This is a genomic window from Pseudoclavibacter sp. AY1F1 (genome assembly GCF_002931075.1).
GTDB lineage: Bacteria > Actinomycetota > Actinomycetes > Actinomycetales > Microbacteriaceae > Pseudoclavibacter.
Genome location: NZ_PSTQ01000006.1, coordinates 161,400 through 175,102 on the forward strand (window position 1 = coordinate 161,400; position 13,703 = coordinate 175,102).

Here is a 13,703-nt window from a genome sequence, read left to right on the forward strand (position 1 = left end):
GATCCTGTCGGTGGCCGCAGGTACCTTGGGCACCATGGCCACAACTCCGTCCAACACCAAGCGAACCCCAGCGCCCAAGAAGCGGGCGAGCGCGGCAGCTGCGAAGGCTCCGGCGGAGACCGAGAAGCCGGGCATCGCGACGAGGGCCTGGATGGCCGCGGCGAACGTCGCAGGCCAAACCGCCCGCGCGCTCGGGCCGGAGACGCTCGAGAAAGACCAGCGGCGCGACGGTTTCCCGTTCCTCCTGTTCCTGCTTGCAGTCATCGGCGGCGTGGTCGTCTGGTTCTTCCCTGGCAACGATGTGGCCATGGGCCTCAACGACTTCACGTTCGGCGGGTTGTTCGGACGCGTCTCCTATGCGCTCCCCGTCGTGCTCGCCTTCTTCGCCCTGTGGCTCTTCAGGCACCCGTCCTCGGTGAGCGACAACGGCCGCATCGGGGTCGGCCTCTTCCTCGGGCTCGTCTCGAGCTCGGCGATCTGCCACGTCATCGCCGGCAACCCCGACCCGGCCAACGGCATGCCGGCGCTCGCACTCGGCGGGGGAGTCTTCGGCTGGCTGCTTGGGGGCACCCTCGGGCTGGTCATCACCCCGATCGGCGCGGCTATCGTCGCCGGGCTCCTTGTCCTGCTTTCGATCTTCATCATCACCAAGACGCCGCCGCACAAGGTCGTCTCGCGACTCCGCGAACTGTGGGCGTGGATGTTCGGCATCGACGAGGAGTCCGCTGCCCACGCGCGTTCCGCGAAGCCGAGCAAAGCCGAGGCGAGTGACGCGGAGAGCCTCCTCGGCGACGACGACCGCAGTCGCGCCTCGGAGTCGGAGCGCCTCCCGTGGTGGCGTCGCAACGAATCAGGGCGCGAAGAGGACGTCGACTACGAAGAGCAGCCGTACGACACGGCGGTCACCGAAGGCAAGAAGCACGAGCATCACCGCATCGACCCGGAAGCGACGACAACCGTGCTGCGGGGACTCACCTCCGAAGACCCGGACAACATCGTCACGGGTCCGCAACCCACGGCCGTGCTCCCGGGGCTCCGGATGGACGACGCCACCGACATCATCGACGTCGCCGAGCCGACGCTGTTCTCCGCCACGGGCATCCAGGACGACTCCTCGCCGACCGACCCAGACGAGTTCGCCGATCTCTTCGGCGCTCCGGCCGCCCCGGCGCCGGCTCCCGTGACGACCCCTTCGGCCGAAGCGCCTCCCGCCGCGGCCGAGGACGAGGGCGAGCAGTGGGACTCCCGCGACGCGGACGCGTCAGGGCAGGGCTACAGCCTTCCCGTGCAGACGATGCTGTCGCGGGGTGCGCCAGCGCTCGCCCGCACTGAGGCGAACGACCTCATCGTCGAAGCGCTCAACTCCACCTTCACCCAGTTCAAGGTCGACGCGAAGGTCACCGGCTTCTCCCGCGGGCCGACCGTGACCCGCTACGAGGTCGAGGTCGCTCCAGGCGTGAAGGTCGAGCGGGTCACGCAGCTCTCGAACAACATCGCGTACGCCGTCAAGAGCAATCAGGTGCGCATCCTCTCGCCGATTCCAGGCAAGAGCGCGATCGGTGTCGAGATTCCCAACTCCGACCGTGAGGTGGTGTCGCTCGGCGACGTGCTGCAGTCGCCGGAGTCGATCGCCGCCCGCCACCCCATGACGATCGGCGTGGGCAAGGACGTCGAGGGCGGGTTCGTGCTCGCCAACCTCGCGAAGATGCCCCACCTCCTGGTGGCGGGCGCCACCGGTGCCGGCAAGTCGAGCTTCGTGAACTCGATGATCGTCTCGCTGCTCATGCGGGCCACGCCCGCCGAGGTCCGAATGGTGCTGGTCGACCCGAAGCGCGTCGAGCTCACCCCATACAGCGGCGTCCCACACCTCATCACCCCCATCATCACGAACCCCAAGAAGGCAGCCGAGGCGCTGCAGTGGGTCGTGAAGGAGATGGAGATGCGCTACGACGACCTGGAGAGCTTCGGCTACCGGCACGTTGACGACTTCAACGCAGCGATCCGCTCCGGCGGCATCATCCTGCCTGAAGGGTCGAAGCGAAAGCTCAAGCCGTACCCGTACCTCCTCGTCGTGGTCGACGAGCTCGCCGAGCTCATGATGGTCGCGCCACGAGACGTCGAAGACTCGATCGTGCGCATCACTCAGCTCGCGCGTGCGGCTGGAATCCACCTCGTGCTCGCTACCCAGCGCCCGAGCGTGGACGTCGTCACGGGGCTCATCAAGGCCAACGTGCCGAGCCGTCTCGCGTTCGCCGTAACCAGCTCTACCGACTCTCGCGTCATCCTCGACCAAGTCGGTGCTGAGGCGCTCATCGGTCAGGGAGACGCGCTCTTCCTGCCGTCCGGGGCGAACAAGGCCGCCCGCGTCCAGGGTGCGTGGGTGAACGACAAGGAGATCACGGAGATCGTGGCCCACGTCAAGCGCCAGGCGCAGCCCGAATACCGGGCCGACGTCGCGCAGGTCGTCGAGAAGAAGGAGATCGACGCCGACATCGGAGATGACCTCGAGCTCCTGCTCGCCGCGGCTGAACTCGTCGTGAACTCGCAGTTCGGCTCCACTTCGATGCTGCAGCGAAAACTGCGCGTCGGCTTCGCGAAAGCCGGGCGCCTCATGGACCTCATGGAGTCGCGCGAGATCGTCGGACCCTCCGAGGGGTCCAAAGCCAGGGACGTGCTGGTCACGGCTGAAGAGCTTCCCGGCGTCCTCGCCCGTATCCGTGGTCAGGACACGGCGGCGCACGCCCCAGCGGCCACAGCGGCTCCTGCTGCAGAGCACGACGGAATGGCCGCGTCCTTCGACGCCGTCGCAGCCCAATACGATGGCCTGGAAGAAGTCGAAGGCGAGAGCGGCGACGAAGACGCCTGGGGTCTGACCGGGCGCGACTAGCGAGAGGCAGCACGATGACCGGTCGAATACTCCGTGGGGGCGACGGTCCGGTGAGCAACTGGTGCGTGCCGAACCTCATCACCATCGCGCGCATCCTGCTCGTGCCAGTGTTCGTCTGGTTCCTCCTGCTGGATAACAGCAGCGACGGCCCGTGGCGATGGGTGGCCGCTGTGCTGTTCATCGTGGCGATCGCGACGGACAGCCTCGACGGGCACATCGCACGCAGCCGGAACCTCATCACCGACCTGGGCAAGCTGCTCGATCCGATCGCCGACAAGGCGCTCACCGGCACGGCGCTTGTCATGCTCTCCGTGCTGGGCGAGCTCCCCTGGTGGGTCACGATCATCATCCTCGTGCGCGAACTCGGCATCACCTTCTGGCGTCTTGCCGTCGCCAAGAAGCGCGTCCTTCCCGCAGGTCGCGGAGGCAAGCTCAAGACCCTCGTGCAGGCCATCGCGATCTCGCTGGCTCTCCTGCCGCTCTGGGTTGTCTTCGGGGACTGGGTGCATTGGCTCAATGTCGTCCTGATGTCCGCAGCATTTATCCTGACCGTGTGGTCGGGGATCGACTACCTGTGGGAGGCCTACCGCCCACAGAAGAAGAAGGCACCCGAGCTTCGGGCCGACGACGGGAGAACCCAGCGATGACCGGTGGAATCGCACCAGCACTCCCACAGACCATCGAGCTGGGTCGCGTGCTGCTCGAAGCTGGGCTGAGCATCGGTATCGCGGAGTCACTCACGGGAGGGGCGCTTGTCGCCGAGCTCGTGAAGATTCCCGGCATCTCTGCGTCTCTCGCGGGCGGCATCGTCGCGTACCGCACAGAGCTGAAGCACACGCTGCTCGGCGTCGACGAGGACCTCCTGGCGGAGCGAGGCCCCGTTGACCCAGATGTCGCCGTCGCCATGGCTCTCGGGATCAGGACCGCGCTCTCCACCGAGCGTGGTGAACGACTCGATATCGGGCTCTCGACGACCGGGGTGGCCGGGCCGCAGGCGCAGGCAGGAAGAGCGCCGGGCATCGTGTTCGTCGGCATCTCCTCGCTCTTCGGCGACAAGGTCGTGGAACTCGACTTCTCTTCGCTGGTCCGGCTCGATGACCCGGCCGGCAGTCGCCAACGAGTGCGCGGGGCGACGGTTGAGGCGGCTGTCCACAACGTGCTCGAAATGCTCGTGGAACACTGACCGGGTATCGTGATCGAAGCCGCTTCGAAGGTTGAGTCGAAGAGCCTCAACATTCGGCGTTTTTTCAGGAATACCATCGATGTTTGCTTGGTTGTTCTCAGCGTGACGAAGTCTCCACGAAGTCTCGTAAGTTACAGTTCTTGGCACACGGCAGTAAGGAGGACCCCGCTATGGTCCTAGCGCGTCAAGAGATCGGTGAAGTCCTGCGTGATGTGCGCCTGCGTAAGGGGCACACGCTCCGGCAGGTCGCGGGTCGCGCCTCGGTTGCACTCGGGTACCTGAGTGAAGTCGAGCGCGGGCAGAAGGAAGCCTCAAGCGAGATCCTCGCTTCGGTGGCAGAAGCCCTCGAGACCCCCCTCTCCATCATCTATCGCGAAGTGGGCGACCGTCTGGCCGTCCATGAACGCTTCGACACGAGCATCCCGGACACGGTTCCGGACGACCTCCTGCTCGGAATGCGCAAGCCACTCGTCACGCGTTAGCGAGACGGGTTCGCACGCCTGCCCTTCCACTGGAGGAGTGTCCCACGGCGTCGCAGCATCAGCTGCGGCGCCGTCGGCGTAGGCTTGAGGGATGCGCAAGAGCGAATTCGACAGGGCCGTGGTCGCTGAGTTCGGTGACGCCTACGGACGTTCGCTGATGCGAGATCTCGTGCTCGGCGCAATCGGCGACCGCACCGCGCAGCAGGCGCTGGATGACGGTGTCGAGCCGCGCGAGATCTGGATGGCGCTCTGCGTGGATACCGGCGTCCCCGACTCCAGGCGCCACGGCGTCGGCACGATCGATCCACGCTCTCAGGACTGAAACACGGGGTCAGGCCGCGCATCTTCCATTCGACACGCCTGTCGAATGTTCGAAGTCGTGTTCGAAGCGCGTAGGGTGTTTACGTCGGACTCCTCGGAGACTTGTCCACAGGTGAACAGGTTCGATCATCGAATGTCGGTGGTCGCCTCTACCGTGAATGTCGAGTAGCCAAGGAAGCCGATCCGCCTTGTCGTCAGCGCTCTCCATCAGCGCGCGACAGCCGAGAGGCGACCGCCACATTCCGAGAGGACATCACCATGCCAAACCCAGCAGACCGCGAAAAAGCACTTGACGCCGCACTCGCCCAGATCGACCGACAGTTCGGCAAGGGGTCGGTCATGCGCCTCGGAAGCGATGAGCGTGCCCCCGTCGAGACGATTCCAACCGGTTCGGTTGCGCTCGACGTCGCCCTCGGCATCGGGGGACTCCCGCGTGGCCGCATCGTCGAAATCTACGGCCCTGAGTCCTCGGGTAAGACGACACTGACGCTCCACGCGATCGCGAACGCGCAGCGTGCCGGAGGCATCGCAGCCTTCATCGATGCTGAGCACGCGCTCGACCCGGAATACGCGAAGAAGCTTGGCGTCGACATCGACGCTCTCCTCGTCGCCCAGCCAGACACGGGTGAGCAGGCGCTCGAGATCACGGACATGCTCATCCGTTCTGGCTCTGTCGACCTCGTTGTCATCGACTCCGTCGCCGCACTCGTGCCCAAGGCCGAGATCGAGGGTGAGATGGGTGACAGCCACGTCGGTCTCCAGGCGCGCCTCATGTCGCAGGCGCTCCGCAAGCTCACTGGTGGCCTCAGCCAGACGAAGACCACCGCGATCTTCATCAACCAGCTGCGCGAGAAGATCGGTGTCTTCTTCGGCAGCCCGGAAACGACCGCAGGTGGTAAGGCGCTGAAGTTCTACGCGTCGGTTCGCCTCGACATCCGTCGCATCGAGACGCTGAAGGACGGTACGGACGCGGTGGGAAACCGCACACGCGTCAAGGTCGTCAAGAACAAGATGGCGCCGCCCTTCAAGCAGGCCGAGTTCGACATTCTGTACGGTGTCGGCATCTCCCGTGAAGGGTCGCTCATCGACTTCGGCGTGGAGCACGGCCTCGTGCGCAAATCAGGCTCTTGGTTCACCTATGAGGGTGACCAGCTTGGCCAGGGCAAGGAGAACGCCCGCAACTTCCTGATCCAGCACCCGGAGATCGCCGAGGAGATCGAGCGGAAGATCCTCGCGAAGCTTGGTGTCGGCCAGCCCGCCGAGGCTCCGGCGGAGGTAGCCGAGACGCCAATCGCGCCCGTCGCCGAGGCGAAGGTCGCTCAACGGCGCGGCGCATGACCGAGGAACTCGCTCCGGTGACGCCACTGTTCGGTGCGTCGCCCGCGGGACGCCAGCGGGCAGCGGGAGCTGACGCTGACCTCGGCGCTGTCCCGTCGAGCACGATTCCCGCGGCTGCGGATTCCGCCGCCTCGGGTGTGGACGGGCCGGAAACCCGGCCCTCATCGTCGGCGAACGGCAGCCCAAGACTCGTTTCCATTCCCGGCGGGCAAGGCGATGCACAGGCTTTCACGGCCGTCGTGCCCGCTGGGATGGACGCGGAATCGCGTGAGCGACTCATCGGTGAAGCGCAGGAGACACTGGTCCGTGCGCTTGCTCGCAGCGACAGGTCCACGGAGGAGGCACGTCGCCTCCTTCGTGACTGGCGCGGCGAGGATCCCAAGGGTGCGCAGGCACCTGAGGATGGCACTGAAGAAGCGGCCGAGTACGAGGAATCCCTCCGGCTCGACGACACCGAGATCGAGCAGGTCATCGACCGCTGCACCGAGCTCGGCTACCTCGACGACCTGCGCCTCGCCGAGCTGGTTGTCCATAAGTCACGGGACAAGAAGCGATCCGGCATCCAGGGCGTGGAGCGCGCGCTTCGTGACCGCCACATCGCGGCGGAGGCGATGCAAGAAGTGCTCGCTGAGGTCGACCGCGACGACGAGCTCGAGCGTGCCAGAGAGCTTGCCGTCGAGCGCGCTCGACGCGTCAAGGGCGTCGAGCCGGACGCCGCAATCCGGCGTATTGCCGGGTTCCTCTCGAGGCGCGGCTACTCCTCTGGTGTCGCCTTCACAGCAGCACGCGAAGCAGTCCAGGGCGGGTCGAGGCCGAGCCGATCCTCGAACGGGTCAGCTGGCGTGTTCTTCGGCGCCAGTCCCGTCGAGTAGGGCAAGCGCAACGCGCTGCCCCTCAGCATCGCGAGTCACCTCGAGGCGGACAAGCGCCTCCTCGAGGGCTCGCCGCGCTGCGGCGGGAGCGCCGGCTCGGGTGTGCGCCTCGGCAAGCACGAAGCCGACGCGACCCGCAGCACGCAGGTCCCGTTCTGCTTCGAGCGCTGAGATGGCAGTCATGGCAAGCGCCGAAGCCGCCGCCGGATCGCCATCCCTGAGGGCCGCGCGGGCTCGACGAACCGCGACAACCGCGGCCTCCAGCTCGCGCTCCGCAACGGGCGCAAGGTGCAGCGCCGCGATCTGCAGGTTCGCATCGAATCCAGCGAAGACCGCGGCACCAGAGGGGAATGAACTCGACGCGAGCGCCAGGAGCGTTTCCTGTCGGCCCGCGAACGGGAGGGCGACCGCCGCCTGGCCGCTCGAAACCGATGCCGGAGCCACCACCTCGTCGACCCACCGGTCCCACGCGAAGTCGCTCTGGCGGTACTGGTCACGCAACCCGGCGTCGCAGACGATCAGCAGACCGTGGCGCGGTTCGACGACCGGCACCTCACCCTGCAGCTCGCTGGGCAGCGAATGCCAGTACGCCTCGTCTCGAGGAGCGTCGCGCCAACGTTCCGGCTCGTCGTTCGTGGAGATGGTCAAGGCTTCGACCCTGGACGAGCCCGAACCATCAGAAACGAGCGTCGTCGTCGCAGCCAACAGGCCACCACCGACCCGCAGCACAAGACCGTCGACACCGTTCTCGCCCCCGGCCGGACCCACATACAGGGCGCCACTCGGCGCGGAGATCGACGCCACCCGCTCCCCGTGCGCCTCGACACGGCCTCCATCGGTCTGCAGCAGACCTCGCTGAAGAGCAAGGGAAGTCGCCGGCGTGACGCCGTCATCCGTGGTCATGGCTCGCATCCCGCCAGCGTAGCGGTGGGAGTGCCCCCTCGTGAAGCGAACGTAGAATTGGCGGATCATGAGCGAGACAGCCACACCCATAGCGTCCTCTCCAGCGGCACTGAAGCCAGACGGGTCACCAAGAAGCTACGAGGTGCGCACGCTCGGTTGCCAGATGAACGTGCACGACTCCGAGCGCATGTCCGGCTCGCTGCGTGCCGCCGGCTACGTGGAAGCCGATGGCGTCCAGCCCGACATCGTCGTTATCAACACCTGCGCGGTGCGCGAGAACGCCGACAACAGGCTGTACGGAAACCTCGGCCAGCTCGCCGCGATCAAGCGCGAGCACGAAGGCATGCAGATCGCCGTCGGCGGCTGCCTCGCCCAGAAGGACCGCGGCACCATCCTGGAGAAGGCGCCGTGGGTCGACGTGGTCTTCGGCACGCACAACATGGGAGCCCTACCCAGCCTGCTCGAGCGCGCTCGTCACAACGAGGAAGCCCAGCTCGAGATCCTGGAATCGCTCGACGTGTTCCCTTCGACGCTCCCCACGAAACGCGACTCCACATACTCGGGATGGGTGTCCATCTCCGTCGGGTGCAACAACACGTGCACCTTCTGCATCGTGCCGTCCCTCCGAGGTAAGGAGAAGGATCGGCGGCCGGGGGACGTGCTCGGCGAGATCCGCGCGCTTGTCGACGACGGCGCGATCGAGGTCACGCTCCTCGGACAGAACGTCAACTCCTACGGCGTCGAATTCGGCGACCGGCAGGCCTTCAGCAAGCTGCTGCGCGCGGCCGGCGCGATCGACGGCCTCGAACGAGTGCGCTTCACCAGCCCCCACCCCGCCGCCTTCACGCAGGACGTCATCGACGCGATGGCAGAGACGCCCAACGTCATGCCACAGCTGCACATGCCGCTGCAGTCGGGCTCGGACCGCATCCTCAGGGCCATGAGGCGCTCCTACCGCAGCACGAAGTTCCTCGGCATCCTCGACAGCGTCAGAGAGCAGATGCCGCACGCCGCCATCACGACGGACATCATCGTCGGCTTCCCAGGGGAGACGGAGGAGGATTTCGCGGAGACCATGCGGGTCGTGGAGGCTTCCAGGTTCGCGAGCGCGTTCACCTTCCAGTACTCGATCCGCCCAGGGACGCCGGCCGCGACGATGCCAGACCAGGTGCCCAAGGCGGTTGTGCAGGAGCGTTACGAGCGACTCATGAAGCTGCAAGACCGCATCAGCCGCGAAGAGAACGAAAAGCTCGTCGGCTCAGTGCAGCGAATTCTGGTGAGCGCAGCGGAAGGCAAGAAGGACGACGAGACGCACCGGATGTCGGGACGGTCAGAGGACAACAGGCTGGTGCACTTCTCGGTCCCGGAGGGTGCAGCACGCCCACGCCCCGGCGACGTCGTCACCGCCGAGATCACGGCAGCGGCGTCGTTCCACCTCGTGGCCGACGCACGGTCGCCGCACCTCGACGTCCGCCAGACACGGGCCGGGGATGCCTGGGACCGCTCGCTCGCAGAGAGCTGCGCGGTACCGGCGCCAGCCGGCGCTCCAGCTCGCGTCTCTCTGGGACTCCCGACGCTCCGGCGAGGCTGAGCGTGTTCATTGCCATCGGGGGCGCGACAGGTACGGGAAAGTCGCAGCTCTCGCTTGACGTGGCCGCCCGGCTTCGCGCGTCCGGGCGCGGGGCGCAGATCCTCAACGCCGACGCCATGCAGCTGTACCGGGGGATGGACGTCGGCACCGCGAAACTCGCCGAGGAGGAACGCCAGGGAGTGCCGCACCACCTCCTCGACGTCCTCGACGTCACCGAGGACGCGAGCGTCGCCTGGTATCAAGAACAGGCGAGGGCTCTCATCGAGGCGATCGAGGCTGAGGGTGAAGTCCCCATCCTCGTGGGGGGCTCCGGCCTGTACATCGCAGCCGTCTGCTTCGACCTGAGGTTTCCGGGGACCGACCCCGCCGTGCGTGCGCGGCTCGAGGCGGAGCTGCTGGGCAGCGGCCCTGGCCCGCTCTTCGCGCGCCTGCGCGAGCTCGATCCCACGGCGGCCGGCGCCATCGACCCGCGCAACGGTCGACGACTTGTTCGTGCGCTCGAGGTCATCGAAGTAACGGGAGAGCCTTTCAGCGCCCAGCTGCCGGACCAGGAGGCAACCTGGCGGGACGTGACATTCGCGGTTGTCGAAGAGCACCGCGAGGTGCTCACACCTCGCCTCGACGCCCGTGTTGAGCGCATGTGGGAGTCCGGCCTGCTCGAGGAGACGGAAGCGCTGGCCGAAGTCGGCCTGGAACGCGGGTCTACGGCCAAGCGTGCCATCGGCTACCAGCAGGCGCTCGCCGAGCTTCGCGGAGAGGTGACCCGCGTCGAGGCGATCGCCGAGGCGCAGCTGCTCACGCGAAAGTACGCCAGGCGACAGGTCTCCTGGTTCCGCCGGTACGAGCGCGCGATCCGAACGCAGAGCGGCGAGGGGTTCGCGGCGCAGCGAATCCTGCAGGCGGCCGGACTCTGATCCGCCACCGACTCCGACTCCGACTCCGCCTGCGAACGGACGAGGCGAGAGTTCCGTAGCATTGACCCCATGACACAACTCGCGTTCACCAAGGCGCAGGCCACCGGCAACGACTTCGTCCTCGTCTCTGACCCGGACGGCGAGCTCGAGCTCGGCCCGCAGCGCGTCGCGCGCCTGTGTGACCGCAACTTCGGTGTCGGCGGTGACGGACTCATCCGCGCCGTCCGCTCAGCGCACCTTGCCGAGGGTCGCGAGCTGCAGGCGGCGCACCCCGAGGCGGAGTGGTTCATGGACTACCGCAACGGCGACGGTTCGATCGCCGAGATGTGCGGCAACGGTGTCCGCGCCTTCGCGCTCTTCCTCACAGAGTCAGGACTCGCAACCCTCGAAGACGGTGAGCGCCTGGAGATCGGGACCCGTGCGGGGCTTCGCGTCGTCGAACGTGACGGCACCGGGTTCCGAGTGGATATGGGGCCGTGGCGCCTTGAGGGTGGCGAACCGCTTGTCACGGTTCCGCACATCGGTGTCTCCCGGCCCGGGCTCGGCATCGACGTCGGCAACCCGCACGTGGTCGTCGCGCTCTCGAGCGAGGAGGAGCTCGACCGCCTGGAACTCTTCCACGCACCACTCTTGGAACCCGCACCCGAGCTGGGCGCGAACGTCGAGTTCGTCGTCCCACACGATCAGCTTGTCCAGGACGGCGTCGGCCACATCCGCATGCGCGTCCACGAGCGGGGCGTCGGCGAGACGCTCTCCTGCGGAACCGGAGCAGTCGCGTCAGCGCTTGCAGTCCGCTACTGGGCGGGCGTTGGCGCCCCCGACACGTGGTCGGTGAGGGTGCCAGGTGGAGTCGTCGAGGTCTCCGTCGCACCTGTTGACGGCGTCGAGCACGCCTTCCTGGCAGGTCCCGCCGAGATCGCTTTCACTGGTCTGATCGAGGACGAGCTCGTTACTGAACTCGCCGCACCCGCAGCACTCTGAAGCCCGCATCCGTCGTGTGGCGGTCGACGGTGAGCCCGGGGCCGAACTGCGCCGCGATCCACGCCTGAAGCGAGTCGCCGCCGAGCTTCTTGGCGACGACGAGCCAGGCCTCGCCTCCCGAGCTGAGGCGGGGGAGCCAGTCGGTCAGCAGCTGGTGCAGGGCCTCTTTGCCGATCCTGATGGGCGGGTTGGACCAGATGAGGTCGAAGGTGGCGTCTGCGGGCACGTCGGCCGGGAGCGTTGGCCTGACGCGTGAAAGCCCGAGGCGTTCCGCGTTCTCACCGGTGAGAAGCAGCGCTCGCTCGTTGACATCGACTGCCCACACGTCGAGCTCCGGGGACTCGAGTGCAAGGGCCAGTGAGATGGCGCCCCACCCGCAGCCGAGATCGAGGGCAGTTCCGGCTGACGGTGGCTTCGGGGCGGCGTCCAGCAGCGCCTGGGTTCCACGGTCGACGTGCTCAGGGCTGAAGGTGCCGCCCGCCGTGACGACACTGACCGCCCGGCCGCGGAGTTGGATGTGGATGTTCCGCCGCTCAAGTGGGCCGTCGGGGGTTGCTGAGAAGTAATGCTGAGCAGTCACCCCTAGACGCTAGCACCGGCGTAGAATAGTACGAATATGCGAGATTCTGAGACTCCTCCAGGCGAAAGCAACGACGCGATCGACCGAATCCTCCGAGCCGCGAAGGAACCGGGCGCCACCATGACGCTGTTCTCCTCCGGTCGGGCACAGGCGCTGCAGGACGGCACCAGTACGAGTTACGACGGCGAGGCTGACGGCGACCAACTCGAGCGCGAAGCGCGCCAGTCGCTGCGCCGCGTCGAGAGCCTGCGAACGGAGCTCGAGGACGTCACGGAGGTCGAGTACCGCAAGGTGCGTCTCGAGCGTGTCGTGCTCGTCGGCGTGTACCGGAGGAACTCCCTCGAAGAAGCCGAGAACTCGATGCAGGAGCTCGCGGCGCTCGCCGAGACCGCCGGCGCTGTTGTCCTGGACGGTGTGCTTCAGCGTCGACCGAACCCCGACCCTGCTACGTACCTCGGTCGAGGCAAGGTGGCGGAGCTCAAGGAGATCGTCGCGGCTCTCGGAGCTGACACCGTCGTTGCAGACACAGAGCTGGCGCCGAGCCAGCGTCGAGCGCTCGAAGATGAGGTCAAGGTCAAGGTCATCGACCGGACGGCCGTGATTCTCGACATCTTCTCTCAGCACGCCAAGAGCCGCGAGGGCAAGGCGCAGGTCGAGCTGGCCCAGATGGAATACATGCTCCCTCGCCTCCGAGGCTGGGGTGAGTCGATGTCGCGTCAGGCGGGTGGGCAGGTCGGCGGCGGCGCCGGCATGGGCTCCAGGGGGCCAGGCGAGACGAAGATCGAGCTCGACCGTCGGCGCATCCGCACGAAAATGGCCAAGCTGCGCCATCAGATCGCGGATATGAAAGATGCGCGCGACGTCAAGCGCGCGACTCGCGAGCGCAATCAGGTCCCGGCCGTTGCCATCGTCGGCTACACGAACGCCGGCAAGTCGAGTCTCCTCAACCGAATCACCCATGCGGGTGTCCTCGTCGAGAACGTGCTCTTCGCGACACTCGACGCGACGGTGCGCAAGGCATTGACGGAGGACGGGCGTCCCTACACGATCGCCGACACCGTCGGCTTCGTGCGCAACCTGCCGCACCAGCTTGTGGAGGCGTTCCGTTCTACGCTCGAGGAGCTTCAGGCGGCTGACGTCATCGTGCACGCGGTGGATGCTTCGCATCCTGACCCGGCAGCGCAGCTCGCGACGGTGCGCGATGTCATCGGCGAGGTCGAGGCGCGAGACGTGCCGGAGATCGTGGTTTTCACAAAGGCCGACCTGGTCGACAACGACCGACGCCTCGAGCTCCAGGGGCTTGCAAGCGACGGCCTCTTCGTGTCCGCGCACACCGGCGAGGGCATCGACCTGCTGCTGGCCCGCATCGCCGAGCTGCTCCCAACGCCGGAGGTGACCATCGACGTGCTCGTCCCGTTCGAACGCGGTGACCTCGTGTCGTACCTGCACGAGCGCGGCGCGGTGCTCGAGCTCGACCACGAAGAGACCGGCACGCGGCTCAAGGCTCGGGTGCACCCCGACCAGCTCGGGCTCTTCGAAGCCTTCACCGTCGCGGGCTGACCAGACACGAGTCGACTGGACCAACGACACACAAGAGCGGCAAGCCCGATGGGCTTGCCGCTCTTGTGCAAGTGTTGTCTTCCCGGAGTCT

13 protein-coding genes are annotated in these 13,703 nt (G+C 66.8%); 11 read left to right on the top strand and 2 right to left on the bottom strand.

Features of this window, described 5'->3' with window-relative positions:
* Positions 1 to 34 precede the first annotated feature (34 nt).
* The 7 genes from C5B85_RS11310 (at position 35) to C5B85_RS11340 (ending at position 7,083) form a co-directional block, all read left to right on the top strand.
* Entirely contained in the window at positions 35 to 2,887 is a 2,853-nt protein-coding gene (locus C5B85_RS11310; RefSeq protein WP_104286132.1) for a DNA translocase FtsK, read from the top strand.
* 14 nt (positions 2,888 to 2,901) lie between these two features.
* Positions 2,902 to 3,534 carry a CDP-diacylglycerol--glycerol-3-phosphate 3-phosphatidyltransferase gene (gene pgsA, locus C5B85_RS11315; RefSeq protein WP_104286133.1) on the top strand — a complete coding sequence of 211 codons (633 nt, stop codon included), beginning with the start codon at positions 2,902 to 2,904 and terminating at the stop codon, positions 3,532 to 3,534.
* Entirely contained in the window at positions 3,531 to 4,070 is a 540-nt protein-coding gene (locus C5B85_RS11320) for a CinA family protein (protein WP_104286134.1), read from the top strand. Before pgsA ends, C5B85_RS11320 begins: the two co-directional genes overlap by 4 nt.
* Before the next feature lie 170 nt (positions 4,071 to 4,240).
* Positions 4,241 to 4,552 carry a helix-turn-helix domain-containing protein gene (locus C5B85_RS11325; protein ID WP_104286135.1) on the top strand — a complete coding sequence of 104 codons (312 nt, stop codon included), beginning with the start codon at positions 4,241 to 4,243 and terminating at the stop codon, positions 4,550 to 4,552.
* Positions 4,553 to 4,643: 91 nt separating this feature from the next.
* Positions 4,644 to 4,874 carry a DUF3046 domain-containing protein gene (locus tag C5B85_RS11330; protein WP_104286136.1) on the top strand — a complete coding sequence of 77 codons (231 nt, stop codon included), beginning with the start codon at positions 4,644 to 4,646 and terminating at the stop codon, positions 4,872 to 4,874.
* 257 nt (positions 4,875 to 5,131) lie between these two features.
* Positions 5,132 to 6,211, top strand: a complete 1,080-nt coding sequence (recA, locus tag C5B85_RS11335) for a recombinase RecA (protein WP_104286137.1) — start codon at positions 5,132 to 5,134, stop codon at positions 6,209 to 6,211.
* Positions 6,208 to 7,083: a regulatory protein RecX gene (locus C5B85_RS11340; protein WP_104286138.1), complete on the top strand. Its 876-nt coding sequence runs from the start codon at positions 6,208 to 6,210 to the stop codon at positions 7,081 to 7,083. The genes recA and C5B85_RS11340 overlap by 4 nt, the downstream gene beginning before the upstream one ends.
* On the opposite strand, the gene C5B85_RS11345 is transcribed toward C5B85_RS11340, so the two are convergent.
* Positions 7,045 to 7,995 (bottom strand): hypothetical protein, encoded by a 951-nt coding sequence (locus tag C5B85_RS11345; protein ID WP_146077939.1) that lies wholly within the window; start codon positions 7,993 to 7,995, stop codon positions 7,045 to 7,047. The two genes, C5B85_RS11340 and C5B85_RS11345, sit on opposite strands and share 39 nt — an antisense overlap.
* Positions 7,996 to 8,053: 58 nt before the next feature.
* Between C5B85_RS11345 and miaB the strand changes: the two genes are divergently transcribed.
* From miaB to dapF, 3 genes are all read left to right on the top strand, one after another.
* Positions 8,054 to 9,577, top strand: coding sequence for a tRNA (N6-isopentenyl adenosine(37)-C2)-methylthiotransferase MiaB (gene miaB, locus C5B85_RS11350; protein WP_104286140.1), 1,524 nt, complete (start codon positions 8,054 to 8,056; stop codon positions 9,575 to 9,577).
* Positions 9,574 to 10,491, top strand: coding sequence for a tRNA (adenosine(37)-N6)-dimethylallyltransferase MiaA (miaA, locus tag C5B85_RS11355; protein WP_104286141.1), 918 nt, complete (start codon positions 9,574 to 9,576; stop codon positions 10,489 to 10,491). Before miaB ends, miaA begins: the two co-directional genes overlap by 4 nt.
* A 69-nt stretch (positions 10,492 to 10,560) precedes the next feature.
* The gene (dapF, locus tag C5B85_RS11360; RefSeq protein ID WP_104286142.1) at positions 10,561 to 11,472 is read left to right on the top strand and encodes a diaminopimelate epimerase; all 912 of its coding nucleotides are present in this window, start codon (positions 10,561 to 10,563) and stop codon (positions 11,470 to 11,472) included.
* Here the strand turns inward: dapF and C5B85_RS11365 are convergent.
* Positions 11,441 to 12,052, bottom strand: coding sequence for a class I SAM-dependent methyltransferase (locus C5B85_RS11365; protein ID WP_104286143.1), 612 nt, complete (start codon positions 12,050 to 12,052; stop codon positions 11,441 to 11,443). The two genes, dapF and C5B85_RS11365, sit on opposite strands and share 32 nt — an antisense overlap.
* Before the next feature lie 36 nt (positions 12,053 to 12,088).
* On the opposite strand from C5B85_RS11365, the gene hflX reads away from it, so the two are divergent.
* Positions 12,089 to 13,612: a GTPase HflX gene (hflX, locus tag C5B85_RS11370; RefSeq protein ID WP_104286144.1), complete on the top strand. Its 1,524-nt coding sequence runs from the start codon at positions 12,089 to 12,091 to the stop codon at positions 13,610 to 13,612.
* Positions 13,613 to 13,703: the final 91 nt, after the last annotated feature.